Source organism: Peribacillus sp. FSL M8-0224, from assembly GCF_038003055.1.
Classification (GTDB): domain Bacteria; phylum Bacillota; class Bacilli; order Bacillales; family DSM-1321; genus Peribacillus; species Peribacillus frigoritolerans.
Window position 1 is genome coordinate 3781907 of the sequence record NZ_JBBOOJ010000001.1, and the last position, 24370, is coordinate 3806276.

At 41.8% G+C, this 24370-nt stretch carries 23 protein-coding genes; 6 read left to right on the top strand and 17 right to left on the bottom strand.

The window, feature by feature from the left end:
• Window positions 1–38: 38 nt before the first annotated feature.
• From MKX49_RS18155 to MKX49_RS18195, 9 genes are all read right to left on the bottom strand, one after another.
• Entirely contained in the window at window positions 39–752 is a 714-nt protein-coding gene (locus tag MKX49_RS18155; protein ID WP_134783612.1) for a phosphonate C-P lyase system protein PhnL, read from the bottom strand.
• Between the two features lie 22 nt (window positions 753–774).
• Window positions 775–1953, bottom strand: coding sequence for a phosphonate metabolism protein PhnM (gene phnM, locus MKX49_RS18160; RefSeq protein WP_340877228.1), 1179 nt, complete (start codon window positions 1951–1953; stop codon window positions 775–777).
• Between the two features lie 32 nt (window positions 1954–1985).
• Complete coding sequence (locus tag MKX49_RS18165; RefSeq protein WP_048685596.1) at window positions 1986–2831, bottom strand: ATP-binding cassette domain-containing protein; 846 nt, start codon at window positions 2829–2831, stop codon at window positions 1986–1988.
• Entirely contained in the window at window positions 2832–3686 is an 855-nt protein-coding gene (locus MKX49_RS18170) for an alpha-D-ribose 1-methylphosphonate 5-phosphate C-P-lyase PhnJ (RefSeq protein WP_340877229.1), read from the bottom strand. It abuts the gene before it with no gap.
• Window positions 3679–4815 carry a carbon-phosphorus lyase complex subunit PhnI gene (locus MKX49_RS18175; protein WP_340877230.1) on the bottom strand — a complete coding sequence of 379 codons (1137 nt, stop codon included), beginning with the start codon at window positions 4813–4815 and terminating at the stop codon, window positions 3679–3681. Before MKX49_RS18175 ends, MKX49_RS18170 begins: the two co-directional genes overlap by 8 nt.
• On the bottom strand, window positions 4797–5414 hold the full coding sequence (gene phnH / locus MKX49_RS18180; protein ID WP_340877232.1) for a phosphonate C-P lyase system protein PhnH: 618 nt from the start codon (window positions 5412–5414) through the stop codon (window positions 4797–4799). The genes MKX49_RS18175 and phnH overlap by 19 nt, the downstream gene beginning before the upstream one ends.
• Window positions 5415–5428: 14 nt before the next feature.
• Window positions 5429–5854: a phosphonate C-P lyase system protein PhnG gene (gene phnG, locus MKX49_RS18185; RefSeq protein ID WP_202311534.1), complete on the bottom strand. Its 426-nt coding sequence runs from the start codon at window positions 5852–5854 to the stop codon at window positions 5429–5431.
• Between the two features lie 280 nt (window positions 5855–6134).
• Window positions 6135–6836 (bottom strand): GntR family transcriptional regulator, encoded by a 702-nt coding sequence (locus MKX49_RS18190; RefSeq protein ID WP_340877233.1) that lies wholly within the window; start codon window positions 6834–6836, stop codon window positions 6135–6137.
• A 223-nt stretch (window positions 6837–7059) separates the two neighbouring features.
• Window positions 7060–7944, bottom strand: a complete 885-nt coding sequence (locus MKX49_RS18195; RefSeq protein ID WP_283905866.1) for a PHP domain-containing protein — start codon at window positions 7942–7944, stop codon at window positions 7060–7062.
• A 1308-nt stretch (window positions 7945–9252) separates the two neighbouring features.
• Between MKX49_RS18195 and guaC the strand changes: the two genes are divergently transcribed.
• Window positions 9253–10236 carry a GMP reductase gene (gene guaC, locus MKX49_RS18200; protein ID WP_340877234.1) on the top strand — a complete coding sequence of 328 codons (984 nt, stop codon included), beginning with the start codon at window positions 9253–9255 and terminating at the stop codon, window positions 10234–10236.
• A gap of 53 nt (window positions 10237–10289) precedes the next feature.
• On the opposite strand, the gene MKX49_RS18205 is transcribed toward guaC, so the two are convergent.
• The gene (locus MKX49_RS18205) at window positions 10290–10631 is read right to left on the bottom strand and encodes a zinc ribbon domain-containing protein YjdM (RefSeq protein WP_251541810.1); all 342 of its coding nucleotides are present in this window, start codon (window positions 10629–10631) and stop codon (window positions 10290–10292) included.
• A 155-nt stretch (window positions 10632–10786) separates the two neighbouring features.
• On the opposite strand from MKX49_RS18205, the gene MKX49_RS18210 reads away from it, so the two are divergent.
• The 4 genes from MKX49_RS18210 (at window position 10787) to MKX49_RS18225 (ending at window position 15275) form a co-directional block, all read left to right on the top strand.
• Window positions 10787–11476 (top strand): response regulator transcription factor, encoded by a 690-nt coding sequence (locus MKX49_RS18210; RefSeq protein WP_048689368.1) that lies wholly within the window; start codon window positions 10787–10789, stop codon window positions 11474–11476.
• Complete coding sequence (locus MKX49_RS18215) at window positions 11473–12477, top strand: sensor histidine kinase (RefSeq protein ID WP_340877235.1); 1005 nt, start codon at window positions 11473–11475, stop codon at window positions 12475–12477. The genes MKX49_RS18210 and MKX49_RS18215 overlap by 4 nt, the downstream gene beginning before the upstream one ends.
• Before the next feature lie 100 nt (window positions 12478–12577).
• On the top strand, window positions 12578–13339 hold the full coding sequence (locus MKX49_RS18220; protein ID WP_340877237.1) for an ABC transporter ATP-binding protein: 762 nt from the start codon (window positions 12578–12580) through the stop codon (window positions 13337–13339).
• Window positions 13329–15275 (top strand): FtsX-like permease family protein, encoded by a 1947-nt coding sequence (locus tag MKX49_RS18225; RefSeq protein ID WP_340877238.1) that lies wholly within the window; start codon window positions 13329–13331, stop codon window positions 15273–15275. Before MKX49_RS18220 ends, MKX49_RS18225 begins: the two co-directional genes overlap by 11 nt.
• 296 nt (window positions 15276–15571) lie before the next feature.
• Here MKX49_RS18225 and MKX49_RS18230 read toward each other — a convergent pair whose 3' ends face one another.
• From MKX49_RS18230 to MKX49_RS18255, 6 genes are all read right to left on the bottom strand, one after another.
• Entirely contained in the window at window positions 15572–16636 is a 1065-nt protein-coding gene (locus tag MKX49_RS18230; RefSeq protein ID WP_072273406.1) for an NAD(P)/FAD-dependent oxidoreductase, read from the bottom strand.
• A 201-nt stretch (window positions 16637–16837) separates the two neighbouring features.
• Window positions 16838–17653: a phosphonoacetaldehyde hydrolase gene (gene phnX, locus MKX49_RS18235; protein ID WP_340877239.1), complete on the bottom strand. Its 816-nt coding sequence runs from the start codon at window positions 17651–17653 to the stop codon at window positions 16838–16840.
• A complete protein-coding gene (gene phnW, locus MKX49_RS18240; protein WP_340877240.1) occupies window positions 17650–18744 on the bottom strand; it encodes a 2-aminoethylphosphonate--pyruvate transaminase in 1095 nt (364 codons plus the stop codon). Before phnW ends, phnX begins: the two co-directional genes overlap by 4 nt.
• A 25-nt stretch (window positions 18745–18769) precedes the next feature.
• Window positions 18770–19762, bottom strand: a complete 993-nt coding sequence (locus MKX49_RS18245) for an extracellular solute-binding protein (RefSeq protein WP_340877242.1) — start codon at window positions 19760–19762, stop codon at window positions 18770–18772.
• 13 nt (window positions 19763–19775) lie between these two features.
• Window positions 19776–21392, bottom strand: coding sequence for an ABC transporter permease subunit (locus MKX49_RS18250; RefSeq protein WP_340877244.1), 1617 nt, complete (start codon window positions 21390–21392; stop codon window positions 19776–19778).
• Complete coding sequence (locus tag MKX49_RS18255) at window positions 21385–22137, bottom strand: ABC transporter ATP-binding protein (protein ID WP_241634949.1); 753 nt, start codon at window positions 22135–22137, stop codon at window positions 21385–21387. Before MKX49_RS18255 ends, MKX49_RS18250 begins: the two co-directional genes overlap by 8 nt.
• Window positions 22138–22365: 228 nt before the next feature.
• On the opposite strand from MKX49_RS18255, the gene MKX49_RS18260 reads away from it, so the two are divergent.
• On the top strand, window positions 22366–23124 hold the full coding sequence (locus tag MKX49_RS18260) for a DeoR/GlpR family DNA-binding transcription regulator (protein ID WP_340877246.1): 759 nt from the start codon (window positions 22366–22368) through the stop codon (window positions 23122–23124).
• Window positions 23125–23888: 764 nt separating this feature from the next.
• Here the strand turns inward: MKX49_RS18260 and MKX49_RS18265 are convergent.
• Window positions 23889–24365, bottom strand: a complete 477-nt coding sequence (locus MKX49_RS18265) for a methylated-DNA--[protein]-cysteine S-methyltransferase (protein ID WP_340877247.1) — start codon at window positions 24363–24365, stop codon at window positions 23889–23891.
• Window positions 24366–24370 lie beyond the last annotated feature (5 nt).

Genomic DNA, 24370 nt, shown 5'->3' on the forward strand with positions numbered 1-24370 from the left:
GGGGCTGAATATTCAGTAAAGTTTATGTGAATTCATCGTTAAATTTTTTGAATAGCTTGAGTAAAACAGCCATTCTGCATGCTATATTCTCTAGTTACTAACCGATTCATGAACTCCAAGTCATGAAAAATGCCCAGCATTGTCGTTCCTTCATTCATTAGCTGTTCCAGCAGGGTTTTCACCTTCACTTTAGAATCGTGATCCAAACTTGCTGTCGGTTCATCCAACAGGAGGAGCCGCGGCCTTTTCACCATTGCTCTTGCAATATTTAACCTTAGCTTCTCTCCTCCTGAAAAAGTAGCAGGGTAACTGTCCCATAGCTCTTTTCCTATTTCAAAATGGCCGAGGATTTTTTCTGTTTCGATATTGGCCATTTCCCTTGTTTGTCCCATTTCAAGGATGGCCCCAGTAACGAGCTGCCTTGCTGTCGTTCTTGGCATGACATTTAAAAATTGGGATACATAGCCTATCTCATGCTTACGCAGGTAAATCATTTCCCTTTCTGTTGCTTTTGCTAGATTAATCGCACCAAAGCGTGAAGAATCATACCAGATGTCTCCTTCTTGAACCCGATAAGTACCATAAATCGATTTTAGGATCGTTGATTTTCCGCTGCCGCTCTTGCCTGTAATGCCAATGAATTCGCCTTTTTTCACGGTGATCGTAATATTGCTGACTGCATGGATATTCTTGCGTTGATTATGTAAAATAAAAGACTTGGATAAATCATTGATCTCCAATATGTTCTCCACTTTGCCACCCGCTTTTTAGAATTTATATCCTGTAATTCGTTTTTTGAATCAATTTCCCATCTACAATCACAGTTGTTATTACAGGGAAATCACCAGAAATTTTTTCAATAATAAGTATGTCAGCCTTTTTCCCTTCGCGAATCGATCCAATTTCGTCCTCCATCTTGACTGCCTTTGCGGGATTAATCGTAACCAGCTTGAACATATCGACAAGATCCATCCCATGGTTTTCCACTAATTCAAACATTGAATGGAGAAGGGCTGAAGGGTAATAATCACTGCATAATATGTCTATGCTTCCATCCTGAATGGCTTCAGAGGCACTTAAGTTCCCGCTGTGAGAACCTCCCAAAAGCACATTTGGTGCACCGGCTATAGTATACATCCCCATATCATGGGCCTTACGGGCAATCTCAAGTGTGATTGGAAATTCACTTATACTCGTTCCAAAGCTGTGAACCAATTCAAGCTTCTCTATTGAATCATCATCATGTGAGGCAACGGCAACATTGTTTTCTCTTGCCAGCAGTGCGATCTCCTTCATTCTTTCAATCGTCAGCTTTTCTTTCACTTGATGAGTCCGGATCATGACATCAATGGCTTCATCACTATAATCGTTATACCCTCTTAAAGTGTTTCGATAAATCTCTAGATGCCGATACTGTCCTTGTCCTGGAGTGTGGTCCATGAATGAGACCAGATGCACTTTCTTTTCCATAACATATTCTCTTAGACTATCAATATCATCCAAATTATCGATTTCATAACGTGCATGAAACCGGTGACGCACTAGGTGCTTCATCCTATGTGTTTGATCGATCAAATCAATAAGCTTTCTTACATTCTCCGGCTCCCGAATGGGCTTATATGCGTATTCAGTGGATTTATAGAGCGATAGAGAGTGAAACATGGTCGTAATCCCATGCGTAATCAATTCCTTTTCCGTTTCTCTTAAGCTCAAATTAAAATTCATTAAAGAAGTCGGGCGCGGCGCAGTCATATGTTCAATATAATCTGAATGGAGATCAATGAAACCTGGTGAAACATATCCGCCCATAGCGTCCAGCACTTCCATCCCAGGACTTCTCTCGATTTCTCCCACAGGTGCAATCCGGCAAATTCTATCATCCTTAATTAAGAGATCATGGTCCATCAGGATCGAGTCTTCTGTTATTATTTTTCCATTTTTAATCAGCAACAATGTCTCTTCCCCCATTTTCGGTTTAGTTTCTTTTACAGCAGCGAGTGTACTAATTGCTGGGTATAAGGATGCTGTGGATCTTCGAGTATTTGATCTGTTAAACCTCGCTCGATTATTTTACCCTCCAGCATAACGAGAGTACGGTCTGCAAGCATTCGGATTACACCCAGATCATGGGATACCAATACCATGCTAATATTCAAATCTCTTTGGAGGCCTTTAATTAAATCCAATACACTTGCTTGAACTGATAAATCTAAACCCGTGGTGACTTCATCCAAAAGCAGTATGGGAGGATTGTTGGACAATGCTTTGGCTATCTGGACCCTTTGCTGCATTCCCCCTGAGAAATTCCTTGGTTCTTCTGTCATTCGATGAATCGGAATATTGACTGCTTCAAGGAGTTCGGCGCCTCTTGATTCCATGCTGCCAACATGTCTGTTCCCGGCTGAAATCAACTTTTCGGCAATATTGCCGATCGAGGAAAAATCCATTTTCAACCCTAGAATCGGGTTTTGATAAACCTTCCCCATCAGGTGGTTTCGAACGTATCTTTTCTTCTGGGCAGACTCCATGAAAACATTCTTTTTTCCTTCCTCAAAGCCAGCTACATACAGTTCTCCATCGGTCACTTCTTCATCAAAATACAAACTTTTCATTAAAGTGGATTTGCCGCTGCCGCTTTCCCCTACAATTCCAAGAACTTCACCGTGATACAAATCGAATGTCAGATCTCTGCAGGCATAAACCGTCCCGCATTCGTGACAATAGTTTTTCGTCACTTTTCCTGATTTCATATGTTTGCATGCCGAACATCCGTTACCATACTGTTTGCTCATTTGTTTAACTGATAATACGGGAACCTCAAGCACAGACATTTAATTCACTCCCAATGATTGTTTTTGATTGACCATTTCAAGGCAATTGCTTGTATCATTGCATTGGAAATACGTTTCCCCTGATTCCTCATCAACAAGTTCATCCAAAAACACATCATTGGAACCGCAGAGAATGCAAGAATGATTTGCAAAGGACTCGATTTCAAATTCATAATCATCAAATGCCAAAGATGATACATTTGTATATGGGGGTACTGCATATACCTTTTTCTCCCTGCCTGCACCTAACAAAATGAGTGCTTCATTTCCGTCCAGTTTGGCATTATCGAATCTTGGTATCGGGCTTGGTGCCATGACATACCTGTCGTGAACCATCACCGGATGGTCTGCATCCGTCGCCATTATTCCGTACTTCATAATTTGTTCAAATAACATAAGCCATGCTCCGCTATACTCTCTCTCAGCATGCAGCTTTTTCGTTTCATGTTCGCTCGGCTCGAAATTCCTTAAAGGTTCCGGTAACGGAACTTGAAGAACTAATATCTGGTCCCGATGCAGCGGCACTTCCGGCACCCTGTGTCTTGACTGGATTAAAGAGGCTTCTTTTGTACAATCCGTTGTCCTCACCCCAGTGGTATCAGATACGAGTTTTTTTATGTTAACGGCATTAACGGATTCATCCGAGCCTTGGTCGATCACCTTAAGGACGTCATCCTTTCCGATCAATGACAATGTCAACTGCAGGCCGCCTGTGCCCCAACCTCGTCCAATCGGCATTTCCCTTGAAGCGAATGGGACTTGATAACCGGGAATGGCAATCGCCTTCAGTGTTGCCCTTCTAATTTCCCGTTTCGACCCTTCATCAAAGAATGCAAAATTATAAGTCTTATTCATGCAATCCAACCTCCTGCTCTGTGGTCTTATCTTTTGACTTCCGAATGCTATCAAGCTTGGATTGGAACGTAACGTAATGAGGCATCTTCAAATGGGAGATGAAACCCGTCGATTCCACTGAATCTATATGATAAAGAACGAATTCCTCGTTGTGACTTGGAAACTCCTTGTTTGGTTTTTCCAAGCAATTATCCAAGATGCCCATAGCGATTGCTTTCGTTTCATTTTGTCCCATGCACATGCCATAGCCGACTTCAAACTCTATTTCTTTTTTGCCTTGTTCTTTTTCTACCGTAAGCGGAATGAGCATCTCTGCCTCAGTTGCTGTGAAGTCCCCAATATAATAGCTATCTTCCTCTTGCCCTTCGTCCAGCAGCGGGTGATCGAGATGGACGGGCAGCTGGCCTACACGCAGCTCCCCTACTGTCGGGTGCAGTGCACCATATCCACGGATGACTGCATAAGCAAGCGATGTAACTGCGCCGGTTTGGCCCCTTGTTAAAATTTGCAGGCGTTCACTCCGCATTGAAGGAAACTCCAGACTTTTCCTTGTCACATCCCCAGGCTGCAAATCATTGTTCTCACAGCTTGCTAATAAGCCTTCACTTCTTAAGTAGTCCAAAACTTTAGGCAGGGAGTTTAAATCAGCACTATCATTTTGATTTTCTGTTGAATGATCTTCCTCTTGAAAAGCCCGTAACCAATCTTGTATGCTTATATCCGATTCTTTTTCCAGCTCCGAATCTAGTAACCGATGTGTATAATCGGTCGTGGCACCTAAAATCTGTCCGCCAGGCACATCCTTAAAACTAGCTGAAATCCGCCGTTCCACTTTCATATTTTCAGAACTGATCACCCGTGAAACATGTTTTCGCGGCAAAGTGGATCGATAGGCTCTCAAGAGGAAAACAGCTTCTTCCGGATTGCCTTCAGCCTGTTTAATGGCAAGTGCAGCCAGTGATTGATCATACAAACTGCTTTCTGACATAACCTGATCGATCAATCCTCTCATCCCGGCTTCTATCTTATGCAGTTCTATGGCCGTCCCTTTTTTGACCCGTTCATACTTTAAGCGTTTGATGGATTCCTCAATCGCCTTTGTTCCGCCCTTTACTGCAACATATCCCATAAAATCTCACCCCCATTTTCTCTAATTTGAGTCGTTCTCGGCAAAGCTATTAAACGCTCTTGTTGATCAACAAAATACATATCGATTCCTAACGGGAATTCCATGTTTTTTTCGTTCCTTGCAGCCAGCCAGGCGGAGACATTCGGGAGACTTAAGAATGATTCGTCTTGAATTCCCGGTCCTGAAAGAATCATTGAGTCCCCTTTCGTAACATCCGGTACTTCTAGAATGAGCATCGCCGATTCATGAGGGTTCAAAAGATTTCCTACCTTTGCTTTATTCAAGGCTTCCTTCATTTGCTCCTCGGAGGCATCATGTAAAATAAAGATAAAATCCGCTTCCGGCAAATCAACAGGCTTTGAATAAGTAAGCTGATTGATCATTTTTGACACGGCCTCCTCCGCCTTTGAAATGACCTTAAATGACACTTCAGGGTCGAGTACCGTTCGTGCAAGCAGGATGGTCGAAGATAAGCATTCCATTTGAACATCCAACGTCCTGGCCTCCCTATCCAAAACCACTAAAGTTCCAGGTCTTGAAGTCGCCGTTACAAGCTTTCTATAAACAGTTTGTATATCATGAACTACATCCAAATTCATTGCTTTCCCCCCTCTTATTGAACATCCATTGTTTCGAAGTTAACCTTGGTTCTTAAGATCGATCGATTAAGCTCTTGAAGATTTTTTTGTATATTCTTCTTCTCATTTTCTAAAACATGTGACCATGACCTTGTTTCGCCAAGATCAGCCTCATAAGCGGCATCAATGATCGCTAAACTATGTGCCAGTTCTTCCCGCTGTCCCTTAACGATACCAATCCCGATTGAATCCTTGATTTGGACCGTGCATTCTGTCACCAGCATTTCCCCTAGATAAAACAAGCTCTTTTTTGCCGTTTCCCTTGTCTTTAGCAACACAAGGGCACTCTCTGGCTTTTGAATGACGGTAACTTTATATTTCATGGCTATTTCCTTGGCAAATTCCTTCGCAATGTCCTCAGAGCCTTGAATCAAAATCTCGGTTCTTTCCCTTCTTCTCATTCCATTGGCCTCCAATGTTTTAGTTTCAAGCTAACATCTTCAATGTATCTTGTTGCCAAGTGAACGTACGTTAAGAAAGAGTAAATCTTTGTATGAAATTTGTTAAAGCCGGGCCTGCACTATTCAAATTTCGTGCTTTACTCGTGAATTCGGAGTATTTACTCGTGAGTTCCGTACCTTTACTCGTGAATTCGGGGCATTTACTCGTGAGTTTCGTACTTTTACTCGTGAATTCAAGGCATTTACTAGTGAATTCGATCGATATCTGGAATGGAAGTTTTTATATAACATATGTGAAACAATCGCTCCGATAGATTATGACCGTGTGCTCAAGGACTTGATTACTCCGCTTATCCCGGCATAATGATTCCACTTGCAAAAGTGGAATCAAACTTGAACACTGCAAAATATCCCGTTCGAAAAGAGTGGGAAAAATCACATTCAGCGTGCTCCTGCTGGATCCGAACTCTACAAAGCCACGCTGCCGATAATATTGAAACATGGAGGTTATATCCGGACCGTCTTTTTCTATTTCAGGAAATGTTGATTTTGCTACAAAAGATGTATGGAGAGCAATCGGGAAATCGTCCATTAACCTAAGCCTGCCAATTTTAAAGACCTTATCATCACTTTCCACCTCAAGGCTTCGAAAAATCTTCCGATCATAAGAAATTTCTTCGCAAAAAATAGTACTCGTTTGAAAGGAAAACTGGAATTCCTTCATTTTCTCGGTGAAACTGACATCTCCGGATAGAATTAACGGAATTTGTTTCTTGGTTTCCTGGACATAACTTCCCTTACCTTGCTTCGAATAGATAAAGCCTAAATCTTGAAGCTGCTCATATGCTTTCCTGACAACCATTCTTGGTACATTAAATTGATCGGCGAGTATATGCTCTGAAGGTAACTTTTTATCCAATTGAAAGGTCCCACTCTTAATTTCAGATATCAAATGATCCACTAAAAAGTTTTTTTCCGCCAACAAAAATCCCCCTTTACATATAATTTCCTTGTTACTGTCAGTGTAATGAGAAAATATGAAGCTATCATGATTTTCTTGTAAAAAAAAAGTCCTGGTCAATTACCAGAACGAAAGGAAGCACTTATTTTATCGATCTTTTTCCATACAATCCCCTGCATGTTCATTCTTTCAAATTCCTAATCCAGCATGTAAACATGCCACTCTCACAGCAAAATTCCTGGTTTCATAGATCGATATTTTTCAATACCACATCATTAATGGCCATGCTTTTTTTCCTTAATTTCAAAGCATTCACACATTCCGTTCCAGGGCTCATACTGCCAAGCCGAATCGGCTTCTCCCCATAATCCCCATGAAAATCCGAACCTCCTGTTTTAATGAGATTATATTGATCTGCATATGAAATCGCTCTTTCCTCTTCTGCATGACCATGATGCGGGTGAAGAACTTCAATCCCTTCAAGCCCTGCTTTTACAAGATCAGGGATAATTTCGAAGCTCCCGTATTGTCCAGGATGAGCAAGGACCGGGACGCCTCCTGCAGCACGAATCGCCTTCACAGCCAGTATGGCATCCACATACTCCATAGGAATAAAGGCAATGCCCGGCTCTTCCCCATTTTGGCCGCGGCTGAAGATTTTCTTATACAAATCTCCATAGATAGAATCCGTATACCCCGATTCCCGAAGCGCCAGCATAATATGCTGTTTATAAACACCGGTTCCTCCCCTGAATTTAGATACCTGATCCCAAGTTATTCGATATCCTGCATGAATCAGCCGTTCCACCATTTTTTCAGAAGCTGCATTCCTCTTTTCAATCAGTGGATTACATAAATCCTCAAGGGCCTTATGACCAGGCTCAACAAAATAGCCCAAAATATGTACACGCCTTCCTCTTGCAAAGTCATAACCGGAAACTTCGATACCAGGGATGATTTCAATTCCTATTTCCTTACCCCGTTCCACCATCTCTTGCAATCTCATTGTTGTATCGTGATTCGTAATCGCTAAATGGCCAATGCTCTCCCTTTTTGCAACCTCCAATAATTCTTCAAAAGAACTGGAACCATCTGAAACGTTCGTATGACAATGTAATTCAACCTTCATGCCAATCCCCCCATTCTTATTCGTTACCCATTTTCATTTTAACTTAGTGCCATGTCGGTCAACGTTAAGATGATGTAAAAAAACGTAAAGGTGTAAAAGTCGTCCTGATTGGTGAAAATACTTAAGTATTTCAGACTGTAGACAAAAAAATACCAGTTGATTTCAGAACCCGCTCCCTTTCCGCCGACTGCCTGCCAAGCGTCCTCGACTTAAACGTCTCCGGGGTCTCGGCCAGCCAGTTATTCGGCAGGAGTGTCGCACATTTCTTCCATCCATTAAGGATTACAGGGAAAAATAGAAAGATAAACTAGTCTTAAACATGGTTCGGAATAAGACGAACCTGCAGTTTTTTCTTTTAAAACACAAAGGTGATTGGAACGGAAGGGACGAGACTCCTGCGGGAAAAGCGTGGCATGGGAGACCCCACAGGCGCGCCGAGGAGGCTCCCGCCCGCGGAAAGCGAGTGCCTGAAGTGCAAATCAACGTTCCCCTTTTACAAACCCACAAAAAAGCTGTCGGCAAACAATTATTATCTAGTTTGTAAACAAAAGGGCTCTATCTAATTAAAACAAAGGGGATTGGAACGGAAGGCGCGAGTCTCCTGCGGGAAAAGCGTGGCTTGGGAGACCCCGCAGGCGCGCCGAGGAGGCCCCCGCCCGCCCGCGGAAAGCGAGTGCCTGAAGTGGAAATCAACGTTCCCCTTTTACAAACCCCAAAAAAATGTTAGCAAACAATTATTATCTTGTTTGTAGACAAAGGGGTTCTATCTAAATAAAACAAAGTTGATTGGAACGTAATCCGCGAGACTCCTGCGGGAAAAGCGTGGCATCTTGGGAGACCCCGCAGGCGTACCGAGGAGGCTCCCGCCCGCCCGCGGAAATCGAGAGTGCCTGAAGTGGAAATCAACGTTCCCATTTTACAAACCCACAAAAAAGCTGTCGGCAAACAATTATTATCTAGTTTGTGAACAAAAGGGATCTATCTAAATAAAACAAAGTTGATTGGAACGTAATCCGCGAGACTCCTGCGGGGAAAGCGTGGCTTGGGAGACCCCGCAGGCGCGCCGAGGAGGCTCCCGCCCGCCCGCGGAAAGCGAGTGCCTGAAGTGGAAATCAACGTTCCAAAGTAACATGTTCATTCGTCCTTTTCAGCTCCCTACCCTGTAACGGATTTCCCATCAAGTTGAAATAAAACCAGAATAAAACCAATAAAAATTTTGACTTACTGTCAAAAATGATGTACATTACCTAATGGGCGAACAATTTTTATTAAAAAAGACAAAAATATTCGTATATAGAGGTGCATAACATGGAAAACGTGTTTGATTATGAAGATATTCAATTAATTCCTGCAAAATGTGTAGTAAATAGCCGTTCTGAGTGTGATACATCCGTTACTTTAGGTAAACATACATTCAAGTTACCTGTAGTACCTGCCAATATGCAAACGATCATTGATGAAAAGATTGCCATTTACTTGGCTGAAAACGGTTACTTTTATGTCATGCATCGTTTTGAGCCAGAAAAACGACTGACTTTCATTAAAGACATGCATGCAAGAGAATTGATCGCTTCCATCAGTGTCGGCGTTAAAGATGAAGAATACGGTTTCATCGAACAATTATCGAATGACAACATTGTACCTGAATACATTACGATAGATATTGCACACGGACATTCCAATGCCGTGATAAAGATGATACAGCATATTAAAAAACATTTACCTGAAAGTTTTGTCATTGCAGGAAATGTGGGCACTCCTGAAGCGGTACGTGAATTGGAACATGCCGGTGCAGATGCTACAAAGGTGGGCATTGGACCAGGGAAAGTATGCATCACTAAAATCAAGACTGGATTTGGAACGGGCGGCTGGCAATTAGCTGCACTTCGCTGGTGTGCAAAAGCGGCAAGCAAGCCAATCATCGCCGACGGCGGCATTCGTACGAACGGTGATATTGCCAAATCGGTTAGATTTGGAGCTTCAATGGTCATGATCGGTTCACTATTTGCCGGACATGAAGAATCTCCTGGTCAAACGATCGAGAAAGATGGAAAGACCTTTAAAGAATACTTTGGTTCAGCTTCTGAATTCCAAAAAGGTGAAAAGAAAAACGTTGAAGGCAAAAAGATGTTTGTCGAGCACAAAGGATCTTTGGAAGATACGTTGAAGGAAATGGAACAAGATCTTCAGTCATCCATTTCATATGCAGGCGGTACCAAGTTGGAAGCCATCCGGAATGTGGATTATGTGGTCGTTAAGAATTCAATCTTTAACGGTGACAAAGTTTATTAAGAAGGAACGTAATAAAGAACGGCCTAATCAATGGATTAGGCCGTTTTTTATCATTATACCTTTTTAACAAATTGGGATTTTAATTTCATTGCACCAAAACCATCAATCTTGCAATCAATATCATGATCTCCATCAACTAGACGGATGCTTTTGACTTTAGTGCCCATTTTTAAAACGGATGAGCTCCCTTTCACTTTAAGATCCTTGATTACCGTAACGGTATCACCATCATTCAAGGCGTTTCCATTAGCATCTTTGATAACCTTCTTTTGATCACCATTTTCGTTTTCCGCTTCCATCGTCCACTCATGGGCGCATTCCGGGCAAACAAAAAGACTTCCGTCTTCGTATGTATATTCTGAATCACATGCAGGGCAATTAGGAAAATCAGGCATAAATTCACTTCCTCCATTCATTATGTCAATTTTAATATAATAATGGTTTACACACAACCAGTAGTCTATTACCTCCCCTGTCCCCCCTTCCTCTAGAACCTATAAAGGTTTTACTATATACTTTTAAGAAAAAGCTGGAAAGTGCGGTGAACCCATTGTTTAAACTTCTATTGATAGAAGATGATACGACGTTATTCAATGAAATTAAAGATAGATTGGCGCAATGGTCTTATGATATTTACGGAATCGGCGATTTTAGTAAGGTGGTTCAGGAATTCACGGACATAAAACCTGATTTGGTCATCATTGATATACAGTTGCCGAAGTTTGATGGATTTCATTGGTGCAGAATGATCCGGTCCCATTCCAATGTTCCCATCATCTTTTTATCATCACGTGATCATCCTACGGACATGGTGATGTCCATGCAGCTTGGAGCTGATGATTTTATTCAGAAGCCTTTTCATTTCGATGTACTCATCGCGAAGATACAGGCCATCCTTCGCCGTGTCTATAATTACAATACGGAAAAGATCGAATTGAAAACCTGGTGCGGCGCCACCGTGGATTACGAGAAGAACACGGTTTCGGCCGAGACGGGCACAATCGAATTGACGAAAAATGAAATTTTCATCTTGAAAAAGCTCATTGAACAGAAAAACAAGATCGTAAGCCGCGAAGAATTGATCAACAGCCTATGGGATGACAAACGTTTTATAAGCGATAACACCCTTACTGTTAATGTGAACCGTTTACGAAAGAGGTTGGATGAACTGGGTTTAGGTCATTATATTGAAACGAAAGTCGGACAGGGCTATATCGCCGTAGAAGAGGCAAATGCATGATCAGAAAATATCTCGTGGAAAGGTTCAGCTGGATCACCTTTTACATCCTTCTTCATCTATTCATTATCTTTGTCGCCTATCTTGATTCGGCCATTCCGTTAAAGCCCATACTGTATATTGTTTTTTTATCCTTGCTCATATTCAGTATGTTTCTGATATTCCGCTATAAAAAAGAAACGTATTTTTATAAAAGTTTAGAAGTGAGGGAAGACAACCTGGATATAACGAATATAGCCGAACCAGAGAGCCCTTTCGAAAAAATCATAGAAAACAGCATCATTAACCAAACTGAATTATTGAAGCAGTCCGCTGCAATCGGTCAAATGACTTTAGAGCAGGAGAAGGATGAATTATTATCTTGGATTCATGAAGTAAAGACACCATTGACGGCGATGCATTTAATGATTGACCGCTTGGATGATGAATTGCTGAAATCACACTTGACTTATGAGTGGCTGCGCATTCATCTTCTTCTTGATCAGCAGCTCCATCAAAGGCGCATGCCTTTCATCGAAAATGATTTGTATATAGAGAAAACCGATTTGGAAACAATAATCTTTGATGAGATTAAAACGCTGCGATCATGGTGCATTCAAAAAGGAATCGGCTTCGACATACAATTGGACGTAACCGAAGTGCTTAGTGATGCCAAATGGCTGGCCTTCATCATGAGGCAGCTCTTGACCAACTCCATTAAATACAGTGAAAATTCAGATATCAAAATTTATAGCCATGAGCGAGCCGGACAAACGGTTCTTGAAGTGCAGGATTCCGGACGGGGAATTGACCCAAAGGATTTAACCCGCATATTTGATAAAGGATTTACATCCACGACAAACCATCGTGACAATGCGGCAACCGGCATGGGGTTATATTTAACCAAGAATGCGGCCGAGTCCCTATTCATCTCCATTGATGTGAAATCAGTGCCTGGAACCGGGACGACCGTTACCTTGACCTTCCCAAAAAGAAATGATTTCGTGAATATCACAAGCATGTGACAAAAGTGTCACATGCTTTTATTCTTTGTTCGTCCAAACGAAGGAAAAGAAATACATGGCCTTTTATAATGAGGATATAGAAAAAAAGGAGTGTATCCAAATGAATATATTAGAAGCGAAAAAAATCCATAAAAGCTATGGTAATAAATTCAATAAACAAGAAGTATTAAAGGGTCTTGATATAAGCATACAAGAAGGCGAATTCGTAAGTATCATGGGTGCTTCCGGTTCAGGAAAAACGACTTTGCTGAATGTCCTTTCCTCGATCGATAAAATCAGCAACGGCACCATTACAATCGATGGTAAAGAGATTTCAGGGATGAAAGAAAAGAATTTGGCCGAATTCCGTAAGAACCACTTGGGCTTCATTTTCCAGGAATATAACCTATTGGACACATTGACTGTCAAAGAAAATATCCTTCTGCCCTTATCCATTACAAAAACGCCAAATAATGAAGCGGCACAAAAGTTTGATAGCGTGGCAAAGGAACTGGGCATATATGAAGTGAAGGATAAATACCCAAATGAAATTTCCGGTGGTCAAAAACAGCGTACGTCTGCAGCGCGGGCTTTCATCCATGATCCAAGCATCATTTTTGCGGATGAACCGACTGGGGCGCTTGATTCCAAATCAGCTTCCGATTTACTGAACAAACTGAGCGAAATGAATAAAAAGCACAAAGCGACCATCATCATGGTAACCCATGATCCCGTGGCCGCCAGTTATTGCAGCCGAGTCATTTTCATTAAAGATGGACAAATATATACACAATTGAATAAAGGTGAAGAATCCAGACAAATCTTCTTCAAGGACATCATGAAAACACAAGGTGTATTGGGAGGGGTTCAAAATGAGCATTAATCAACTCATCTTGCGAAATCTGAAAAAGAATCTGAAGAACTATTATCTGTATGTGTTTGCCCTGATCTTCAGCGCTTCCCTGTACTTTGCCTTTGTCACCTTGCAATATGACCCTGCGCTGGATGAAGCGGAGGGTACGGTGAAAGGGGCCGCCTCCATCAAGGCAGCATCAATCCTGCTTGTTGCGATAGTTTCCATATTCCTTTTATATGCCAATAGCATTTTCATTAAAAGACGCAGTAAAGAAATTGGCTTATTCCAATTGATAGGCATGACGAAGAACAGGATATTCCGTATCCTGAGTGTGGAAAACCTGATCCTGTATTTCTGTTCCGTATTTCTGGGAATCTTTGTAGGGTTTGCCGCTTCAAAATTGATCATCATGATCCTATTTAAAATAATGGGTGTCCAGGCAATCGCGACTCTTACATTTTCTTTTCAGCCGCTAGTGCAAACCTTGCTCGTTTTTAGCGCCATCTATCTTTTAATCATGTTGATGAATTATGCCTTCATTAAAAGGCAAACCATTCTATCATTATTTAGAGTGACTTCCATGACGGAAGGAAAAGTGAAGAAGGTTTCGATGGTCGAAATGATCATCGGGATATTCGGGATCATGCTGATCATTACTGGCTATGTCGTTTCATCCAAATTATTCGATGGAGCATTTACACAGATGACCGAGCTTTTCATGGCCATGATCGTCATTCTGGCAACCGTCATCATCGGGACCTACCTATTCTATAAAGGATCCGTAAGCTTCATCTTTAATATCGTCCGTAAAAAGAAAAATGGCTATTTGAACATCAATGAAGTATTGTCCCTTTCATCCATCATGTTCCGGATGAAATCGAATGCGATATTGTTGACGATCATCACGACCGTTTCCGCTTTGGCAATCGGTTTATTATCATTAAGCTATATCTCCTACTACTCAGCGGAGAGAATGGCACAAAGCAGTATCCCTACCGATTTTTCGATGACGGATAAGGGAGATGCAGATGCATTCAAAGAAGCTTTATCAGACAGTAAAATTGATTATGACGCAAAGGTGATTGACGTCATTCAAGTGGATGTCAATGTAAAGGAAATAATGGAAACGAGCCTCGAAGGAGTGAACTTCGATTCGGGCATCATGACCGTTCCCGTCATCAGTGATGAATCCGTTAAAGGAATCAACCTTGCTGAAGATGAGACCCTTTTCAGCGGATACAGTAATATGATGGAGAATGTCATATCCTTAAAGGATTCCGGAAAGATTGAACTGAAGGGCAAAAATGAAGTGATTCCGCAAACATATATGGGATTGAATGATGATACCTTCCTGTCCTATTACTTCACGAGTGGCGGATTGCCCGTTGCCATTGTAGACCAAACGATATTCGACCGTTTGAAAAAGGATGTCGACCCGAAAATCCAAAAAGTATCATCCGTTAATATCGGCATTGATGTGAAGGATGAAGCTGAACTTGAAAAAGCGAATGATCTATTCAAAAAAATGAGTTTTAAAGAAGAACATGTGAATGATTCCCAATTAGAAATGTTCAACACCCAGAAGAAGAATATGGGTCTTATCATGTTCATCGTCGGCTTCTTGGGATTAACCTTCCTCATCACATCCGGCTGTATCCTGTATTTCAAACAAATGGATGAAAGTGAAGGTGAAAAACCCAATTATACAATCTTAAGAAAACTGGGATTCACGCGTGGTGACCTACTAAGAGGAATCCAAGCAAAACAGGTTTTTAATTTCGGCATTCCTTTAATCGTCGGGCTGCTTCACAGTTATTTCGCAGTCCAATCAGGATGGTTCTTATTCGGAACCGAAGTTTGGACACCGATGATCATCGTCATGGCATTATACACGGCACTGTATTCGATCTTCGGAATCCTATCCGTATTTCATTACAAGAAGGTCATCAAAGAATCTCTATAATTTCGAAGATACTAAAAGCTCCAGGGCCAATGAGGCACTGGAGCTTTTAAACTGTAGAAAAATCCGAAGAAAAGCCAGTTCCCCTAAAATTTTTCTAAAAAAACATTCCAGTTGATTGGAATGGGTGTTCGAGACTCCTGCTGGAAAAGCGTGTCCAAGGGAGACCCCGCAGGCGCAAAGAGCTCCGAGAAGGCTCCCGGACCGCCCGCGGAAAGCGAGTGCCTGGAGTGGAAATCAACGATCAGATTATACAAACCCTCAATGAAGTTCCAGCTGCTTTCAGAAATCCGCTCCCATTAAAGTACCCCAGCCGGTTTCATCATTTCCTTGATCAATTCCCTATTGCGCTTTTTAAAGATTTCATTATGGGAAGAAACCATCCCCACTCCGTGAGCGTCAGGCTGGATATATTGCTTTGCCTTGTTTACGGCATTTGCAGCATCTTGAAAAGTGCCTGCTATCAGGTTCAATTTACCTTCATGCTTAAGGATATCACCGGCTGCGTATATTCCATCCATCGATGATTCACTCGAAGGAGTACCTTCAATATAATAGTTGTCGGCAATGGCAATGTCCACTTTACTATTTCGAAGCAGCGATGTATCACGCTCATAACCATGATTGATGATGACTTCATCGATCGGTAAGTAAGATACCTCTCCCGTTGCGTGATTCGTCAGTTCAACATGCTCAATTGATTCATGATCGTCGCAGGCGATCAATTTTGTAATCGTCGTATTCAAGAAACAAACAGCAGAGCTTTCCATCAATTGCCTTGCTTGTGATTCATGTCCTGCTAAACTATCTTTCCTGTATGTCAGGTACACCTTTTTGGCGATGGGCTCTAATTCATTTGCCCAGTCTATGGCAGAATTCCCGCCGCCTGAAATGATCACCGTCTTATCCTTGAAACGATTGAAAGACTTGACAGTATAGTTTAAATTGGAGACTTCAAACCGTTCTGCCCCGTCTATTTCCAACTTTTGCGGATTCAGGATTCCGCCGCCAACCGCGACAATGATCGTCTTGGAAAAGTGCACTTGACCTGAAGCCGTATGTAAAACGAAGATACCTTCTTCATTACGTGTGATTGATTCCACTTTCTCATTCAAGACGACTGTTGGATTGAATGTTAAACCTTGCTCCACTAGCTGCTCAATTAATTTTTCCCCAGTAGTCGGTGTCAGCCCTCCAACATCCCAAATCATTTTCTCTGGATAGACATGAATTTTCCCGCCCAGCCGTGGCTGGTATTCAATCAGTTTAACTTTCATTTCTCTAAGTCCGCTATAAAAAGTGGAGTAAAGGCCTGCTGGCCCTCCCCCAATAACCGTTACATCAAATAAATCCTGCTGTTCCATCTACGTCCACTCCCCGGTAATCAAATGTGATTGATTATCATTCTCAGTTAATCGTACACTCTTTTCTCACTTTTTACAATAAGCAGTCGAGTTAAATTTCAAAAAAAATCCTCACGCGTATGTATAACATTGAAAAAAAGTGCAGTCATCCTTCATCCCTCCTCAAGGATGAAAGATGCTGCACTTTCTTAGCACTGAATGTTAGCTTGAACGAGGTCTTTTCCCGTCCGCTATAAGAAGGTTGATATGATCTATGAGTTCAGGCAGTTCCTCCATCGTTTTGATGGTGAAGTCTGCCCCGTTTTTCAAAAAGATATCTGCCGTTTTAGAGATGAGATCTTGTTTATCTCTTTCTGGCAAACTCGTATACTCATCCAAACTCAATCCCATCTCAGAGCTTCCGACAATGACTCCGACCGACCATACCCCAGCATTCACTCCCTCTTGCATATCGGAAATGGTATCGCCTACCTTCACTACCTTCCAAGATGCCGCTAATTTCAATTTTTCCATATTCCGATAGATCATGTAAGGATATGGCCTTCCAATCGAATGGGTTGCATCCGGAGTTACATGGAAATCCGGCCCATACCCTTTTCTCAAAGCATTTGCTGTGACGACCTCCATCATTGTATCCGTATAGCCCGTTGTCGACCCAATCTTCAGGCCGCGATTCCTTAATGCTTCCACCGTCTCGATAACCCCTGGAATGGGATCTGTATAATCCGCCAATGACATCATCAGCGCCGGTTCGAATTCAGCATATAGTTTTTCAACGTCTTCCTCATTGAATGGCCTTCCGTATTGCTCCTCCCATAACGAGGATATCCTTGGCATGGTCAGCATCGCACGAATATGGTCGATTTTCAGCATGCCCATCGGAGCTCTGGCTTCCTCCATCGTCACGTCCAGTCCAGCATTCTTAAAAATATCCACAAAAACATTCACTGGTGCAAAACATCCAAAATCCACCGCTGTTCCAGCCCAATCCAAAATGATTCCTTCTACCTTATTCATACTGTCACCACTTTCATATATTTTTCTACGATTCTGCCTAGTTCCTCGATATCTTCTTCATGGATTTCGCCAATATTGCCGATCCGGAAAGTATCTATGTCAGTCAGCTTTCCGGGGTAAATTACATAGCCCCTCTCTTTGATGAAATTGTAGAAGTCCCCAAAATCAAAGGTTTCAGTTGGAAAAAGGAAAGTTGTAATGATAGGCGATTGTTTATCAGGTGAGATGTATGCATGTATGCCCAATTTCCCCATCAGCTCCCTCAGCCTATCATTATTATTTTTATAACGGGTGAATCTGGCTGGGATGCCGCCTTCTTCCGTTAATTCTTCCAGCGCTTTAGCAAACGCGGCCACTACATGTGTTGGAGATGTGAAACGCCATTTCCCATCCTTGTCCATCTCTTTCCACTGGTCATATAAATCCAGGGACAAACTGCGGGCATTGCCTTCACAGCCCAACAATTTCTCAAGCTTTGCAATGACGAAACCAAAACCAGGGATTCCTTGAATGCATTTATTCGCACTGCTGATCAAATAATCAATTCCGAGTTCAGGCACATTCATCTCCACTCCGCCAAAGCTGCTCATCGCATCAATGATCAAGGATTTCCCTTGTTCGTTTGATATCTTCGAAACCATCTCTATCGGATTTAAAATCCCTGTCGTCGTTTCACAATGAACCATCGCTATATGTGTGATGTCGCGATCATCCAGTAAAATGTTCCGGATTTCAGCTTCCTTTGGATATTCATTGTACTCTACGCCATATTCAACATGATTCAGGCCGATGCACTCCGCCATTTTCACAATCCGTTTTCCATATGCTCCATTCGTAATGATCAGCACTTTATCGGATTTTGAAAGTGCAGTCGTCAGCACAGACTCTACAACAAACGAGCCGCTTCCCTGCATAAGTACAGCCGTATATTCTCCGTTTGCAGCATATGCCAATTCAAGAAGCTGGGATCTGATTTTTTGTGTGATTTCTTTATAATCATTTTCCCACGTGCAGCGGTCAACAAGCATTTCCTGTTTCACCGTACTTGTAGTGGTCAGCGGTCCAGGCGTCAATAGTTTATAGGTATTCATTTTCCTTCACTCCTCACTGTATTTATCATTGTGCTGATTTAAAGAACTCTTGGTGCTGTTTCAATAATTCGACCGTTAGGGGCTGCTTGAATTTCATAGGGTGGGCCGGTTTATTCTTTTCCGTTACCTTTTCACCTTCATAAAGTGCGACCGGGTAATGTTTCAATAGTTCTTTTCTAGCATCTTTACTGATCGTTTCTGCCATTTTCATCGCTAAATTTGTTTTAGCTTCATTATCTTTATTCACGACAGCCACGGATTCCGTGTAGGAGAAATTCCCCTCAGCCGGATCGACGAATTTGATCGGTAAGCCCGACTCTTTAGCCATCACGGCTTGATAACGTAAACCAAAACCGGCAGCCACTTCCCCTGCTTGAACTTTATTGATCGGGCCTGAACCTGAGCTCTCAAGGTGCGGACCGCTATTCGCTATTAAATCATGGAGAACCTTTTTGCCCTCTGCGTCACCGTATTGACTGATTATTGCTTGAACTAACAGCCACCCTGTTGAAGAGTCCAGGATATTAGGAATTGAAACGAGCCCTTTATATTCCGGCTTTGTTAAATCCTTAATCGAGGTAGGCATCGGCAGGTCTTTTTGTTTAAGCACTTCCGTATTCACAAAAATGGAACCGGTATTGGCCAAAATCGGTGTATAATAGGCTGGTTTTTTTTCCAATGCTTTTGTACTGAATGACAGGTCCTTAAACATGGAGTGCTGTTCCTGTGCGCTTTCAATGAAATAGGAACTCATCGTCACGACATCAGCCTCGATTTCATCTCCTTCTGCGAGCAGTTTCCCTCCTAATTCAGATGAGCCTAATGATTGAAGGACATATTTCCCTTCGTATCCGGCATCCTTCAGCGAAGTCTCCATTGCGGCAGTGGCTTCTTCATCGCCATTCGTATAAATGACCACCTTTTCCTCATCCGCTTTGCCGCTGTTACGGCCCACCAATACAAATACCAAACTTAGAGCAACTAAAGAAAGTAAGGCTATCTTGATCGTTTTAGACATAATATCCCCCTCATTAATGTTTGAATTGTCTTTTTTGATAATGATCACAAAGCAGCTTCACGACTAGATTTGTAAAAAAGATAAGTAGAGACAGGATGAATATTTCATTGAATTTGGCAAAATGCTGAAGCTCTTTAATTTTACTGGCCACTAATGTGGTTTGGGCCGTGACCAAAAAGATGATTCCGCTGATCGTCACCATACTATTGATGAAATAATAGCTGAACATCTCGATTACCGTAGATGCCGAGTTAGGCAGAATGACACGATAGATTGTCCCGAACCAGCTATCCCCCAATAAATTCCCGGTGGTTTCCCAAGCAGGGTTCATTTTGGATAAAGAGTTCTTCGCCATTAAATAGGGTGTCGTAAAGAAGTGGACCATGTTACATAGAATGATGATGGCAAAGGTCCCCTTCCAGCTGCTGCCGTTGAACAGCAGCAAATACGATAAACCCAACACGATTCCCGGTACTGTATTCGTCAGCATCGAAATGACATCCATTGATGATTTCCCTTTAAGGGGCGTCCTGACATTCAAGACCGCCGAGCTAAAGGCGATGAACGTTCCCAGTACGGCCGTCATCAAGGCAACGAATAAGGAGTTTTTATAGACTGCCGTTAAATCGCTCGATTGGAATGTGTCGATAAAATGCTTTAAGGTGAAGGTGAGATCGTAAGGGAAACTAGTTAAAAATGGTGCAATGAACATGACTGCAAATACAGAAAACATTCCTATTAAGACCAGCAGCGAAATACCGCCAAAACAGATATCCCTCCCTTTGTGCTGCGTCAATTCAATATCGCTGAACTTGTCATAATGAAAATTAAGTTTTTCCAGATAGTTTAATAGGAAAACACTGAATACTACCGGAATGAGCATGAGAATGGCAATCACTGCGCCATTATTGAAATCAGGGATGGAACCCAGCATGACTTGATACAATTGCGTCGCAACGACGGAGTAGGTCCCGCCGACCGAAGCCGGTATCCCAAAATCGGTGAAGCTCAAGATGAAGGAAAGTACAAAAGCTCCACCTAAAGTTCCTGACAATGGCCGTATGATGGTATTCAAGAAACTTCTTATCGTTCCGTCACCCATTAATTTTGAGACGATGATGAACTTTTTATCCATGTACTTGAAGGAATTATTAATGAGAAGAAAAGCTGATGGCAATGTATAGATCACATAACCTATCAATAATCCATTAAATCCATATATATCGAAGAGATTCCTTCCAAAAATCTTCGTTATGATTCCTTGATTGCCGAAAGAGTAGATGATCGCAAACCCGAATGTGATTGTCGGAAGCAGCATCGGAATAAGGATCCCGGTTTTAATTACACTTTTTAATGGCCTATATAATCGGGTGCAATGGATGGAATAGGCCAGGAAAAAGGCTAAAACGGTCGTAATGACGGCTGTGAGTCCCGAGATTTTCACACTGTTTCCAAATGACTTCATCAGCTCAGCATTTGAAAGGACCGTTAGATAATTCGAGAGATTGATTCCATCTGCCGTTTCAAAAGAACGGACGAACAACATGCCAAGCGGCAAGAAAAGAAAAGCGGCAAATAGCAGTAAGATAGGTATATAAATGATTCTCATTGCCGGTTTTACATCAGGCATACTTTTCACCGAATAAGTTATAAATATTTTCTCTCTTGATCTCCAGCTGTTTAAGAATGAATTCCTTAACAAAATCATTGGCTGGCTGATTGATGATTTCTTGCGGCGATCCAAATTGAGAAATATTCCCTTGATTAATGATCAAAATCTTATCCGACATCGTCAAAGCCTCTTCCGGGTCATGAGTCACTATGATGGTCGTCAGCTTAAATTCGCGGGCAATGGATTTGATGCGTTCCTTTATCGATTCCTTGATCACACCATCCAAAGCACTCAGCGGCTCATCAAGTAAGAGGATTTTCGGCTTCATTACAAGAGTCCTTGCGATCGAAACCCTTTGTTTCTGACCCCCTGATAATTCGCTGATCCTTTTTTTCAAATGCGGCGTTAATTCCAGGAAATCGATGTATTCCTGAAGCTCTTCCTTGGAAACGGACCCCTTCCTGTTCCTCAATCCATAAACGATATTTTCATAGGCATTCAAATGCGGGAAAAGAGCGTAATCCTGGAAAACGATATTAAATCCCCGGTCTTTCATGGGCACGTTACTCAAATCGGTATCATTGAAAATGATTTTTCCATGATTGATACCCGTCAAGCCCAAAATTATATGTAATAAAGTAGTTTTGCCGCTTCCACTTGGTCCTAATAGTGAAACGATCTCCCCCGTTTGAATTTCAAGATTTATATGATCCAAAACTGATTTTCCATCGAATTGCTTGCTAATATTTTGTAGTTTTAGCAAACCGTTCACCTCCTTTAATACACCCTTAGTATAAAAGCCCTTTGTAAACCGAATTTGAGATTTTTGTAAATACTCTGTAAATATTGAACATCTTTTTACTAAATTGATACTAACTGTTGACCAACTAATGATATTTTTATCATCTATATGTTGAATATGTTCGCGGTAAACAGTACACTTAAACTGAATATCAGGAAGATAGATATGAAGAATAGGCGGGTGTAACTTATGCTTCCTCTTGAAAGGCAAAAGAAGATCATCGAGTTATTAACGATTAGAAAAGTGATGAAGATTGCCGAGCTTACTGAAGAAATGCAAGTTTCCATCGAAACCATCAGAAGGGATATAAACCTTCTTACAAGGCAGGGAAAAATTGAAAAGATCTATGGAGGCGTTAAGCTGGTTCAATCGAAGTTTGGGGAATCGACGATAGAGGAAAGGATGTTCAGTCAATTAGAAGAAAAGGAAACCATCGCCCAAAAATGCAGTGAGTATATCGACGATGGTGATTGCATTTATATCGATAGTGGTTCGACAACCTATCAAATCGCTAAATATATAAAACAGAAAAAGAAACTGACCGTGATAACCAGTTCGATTCCTGTTATAAATGAGCTCATTCATAGCGATATCGAGATATTGATCATAGGCGGGAAAGTCAGGAGAAATGAACAATCCATCGTTGCATTCGACTACTTATTCAACTTCAGTGAATTGAATATTTCAAAAGCATTCATTTGTGCGAGTGGCATAACCGTTGAAAAAGGCATATCCGACTATAATTTAGAAGAAGCGAACACACGAAAAAAAATCATTGATTTATCCCAAGAAGTCTTTGTTGCCGCTGACAGCTCCAAGTTCGGCAAAGACGTGACCATCGGGATATCGTCACTTGATAAAATCGATTACATCATTACTGACGATCATCTGCCTAAAGATTTCATCTCTTCGTTTAAAGAGACCGGCACACATTTGATTCTTTCTTAAAAGCAAAAAAAACGGGAACTATACAATAGTATAATTCCCGTTTTTGAGGTTCAGCGAATGCAAGTGCATTCGGTTAAAGGACGTTTAGCAAGTCTAATTTGGGCGATCATCTTCGGGAAATCAATAATTGCAGGTCTACATGATGTTCAGGGACCAATTTGCCCAAAGCATCACCTTCATCACAACGTTGATTTCCACTTCAGGCATTCACTTTTCCCGGGGAGTCTCATACCTTACGTTCCAATCAACTTTGTGTTAAAAGATAAAATCCTTTTGTCCACAGTTTTTTTGAGGCGGTGTAAAATTTTGATTTCCACTCCAGGCACTCGCTTTCCGCGGGCGGTCCGGGAGCCTCCTCGGCGCCTTGCGCCTGTGGGGTCTCCCCTGGACTCGCTTTTCCCGCAGGAGTCTCGTACCTTCCGTTCCAATCAACTAACGTGTTTTAAATGAAAAAAATGCAGGCTTATCTTATTCCGAACCCTCTTTAAGACTAGTTTATCCTTCATGTTTTTCCCTGTTCTCCTTAATGGATGGAAGGAATTTGCGACACCACTTGCCGAATAACGGGCTAGCCGAGACCCCACAGACGCTTGCTTTGATGCGGCTTGGCGACAGTCGGCGGAAAGGGAGCGGATTTCTGAAATCAACTGCAACTTGAAATAATAAAACTGTGTCCTCCATCAATGGAGAGTGAAACTCAGGCTAATTTCTGGTGTTGACTCTGACCGGGCCCGGGCGATTCCCATAAAGTTGAGTCTAGTACCTCAATTAAAATTCCTTTCATGCTGAAGGAGCCATTCCTTTCTCCACAAGCCACCCGCATAACCAGTTAATTTCCCATTTGAACCTATTATTCGATGACAAGGAATCACGATGCTTAACTTATTTCTGCCATTAGCGCTCCCTACTGCCCTAATGGCTTTTTCATTACCGATTGAAACGGCGATGTCTTTATAGGAACCCGTGTTAGCGTACAGGATTCCTGTTAATGCGTTCCATACGTTTTTTTGGAAGATGGTCCCTTCAAGTATATAAGGAAATGTAAATTCCCTGCGTTCACCTTTGAAATACTCATCAAGCTGGCTAAAGCACTCCGCCAAAACCTGAGGCGTGTGCTCTTGCATAATATTTATCTTTATATCCCTTTCAGCGAACATTATGGAACGGATGGCATCATTCGTTCCTGATATCTCGATTACTCCAATCGGCGATTCATAATCTAGTTTATATAATTCACTCATATAAG

Bases quoted from the DNA above. Each gene is read 5' to 3' on its own strand.
- MKX49_RS18165 (WP_048685596.1), bottom strand. From the start codon at position 2,831: ATGTCTGTGCTTGAGGTTCCCGTATTATCAGTTAAACAAATGAGCAAA.
- MKX49_RS18170 (WP_340877229.1), bottom strand. From the start codon at position 3,686: ATGAATAAGACTTATAATTTTGCATTCTTTGATGAAGGGTCGAAACGG.
- MKX49_RS18175 (WP_340877230.1), bottom strand. From the start codon at position 4,815: ATGGGATATGTTGCAGTAAAGGGCGGAACAAAGGCGATTGAGGAATCC.
- phnH (WP_340877232.1), bottom strand. From the start codon at position 5,414: ATGAATTTGGATGTAGTTCATGATATACAAACTGTTTATAGAAAGCTT.
- phnG (WP_202311534.1), bottom strand. From the start codon at position 5,854: ATGAGAAGAAGGGAAAGAACCGAGATTTTGATTCAAGGCTCTGAGGAC.
- MKX49_RS18195 (WP_283905866.1), bottom strand. From the start codon at position 7,944: ATGAAGGTTGAATTACATTGTCATACGAACGTTTCAGATGGTTCCAGT.
- guaC (WP_340877234.1), top strand. From the start codon at position 9,253: ATGGAAAACGTGTTTGATTATGAAGATATTCAATTAATTCCTGCAAAA.
- MKX49_RS18205 (WP_251541810.1), bottom strand. From the start codon at position 10,631: ATGCCTGATTTTCCTAATTGCCCTGCATGTGATTCAGAATATACATAC.
- MKX49_RS18215 (WP_340877235.1), top strand. From the start codon at position 11,473: ATGATCAGAAAATATCTCGTGGAAAGGTTCAGCTGGATCACCTTTTAC.
- MKX49_RS18220 (WP_340877237.1), top strand. From the start codon at position 12,578: ATGAATATATTAGAAGCGAAAAAAATCCATAAAAGCTATGGTAATAAA.
- MKX49_RS18225 (WP_340877238.1), top strand. From the start codon at position 13,329: ATGAGCATTAATCAACTCATCTTGCGAAATCTGAAAAAGAATCTGAAG.
- MKX49_RS18230 (WP_072273406.1), bottom strand. From the start codon at position 16,636: ATGGAACAGCAGGATTTATTTGATGTAACGGTTATTGGGGGAGGGCCA.
- phnX (WP_340877239.1), bottom strand. From the start codon at position 17,653: ATGAATAAGGTAGAAGGAATCATTTTGGATTGGGCTGGAACAGCGGTG.
- phnW (WP_340877240.1), bottom strand. From the start codon at position 18,744: ATGAATACCTATAAACTATTGACGCCTGGACCGCTGACCACTACAAGT.
- MKX49_RS18245 (WP_340877242.1), bottom strand. From the start codon at position 19,762: ATGTCTAAAACGATCAAGATAGCCTTACTTTCTTTAGTTGCTCTAAGT.
- MKX49_RS18250 (WP_340877244.1), bottom strand. From the start codon at position 21,392: ATGCCTGATGTAAAACCGGCAATGAGAATCATTTATATACCTATCTTA.
- MKX49_RS18260 (WP_340877246.1), top strand. From the start codon at position 22,366: ATGCTTCCTCTTGAAAGGCAAAAGAAGATCATCGAGTTATTAACGATT.
- MKX49_RS18265 (WP_340877247.1), bottom strand. From the start codon at position 24,365: ATGAGTGAATTATATAAACTAGATTATGAATCGCCGATTGGAGTAATC.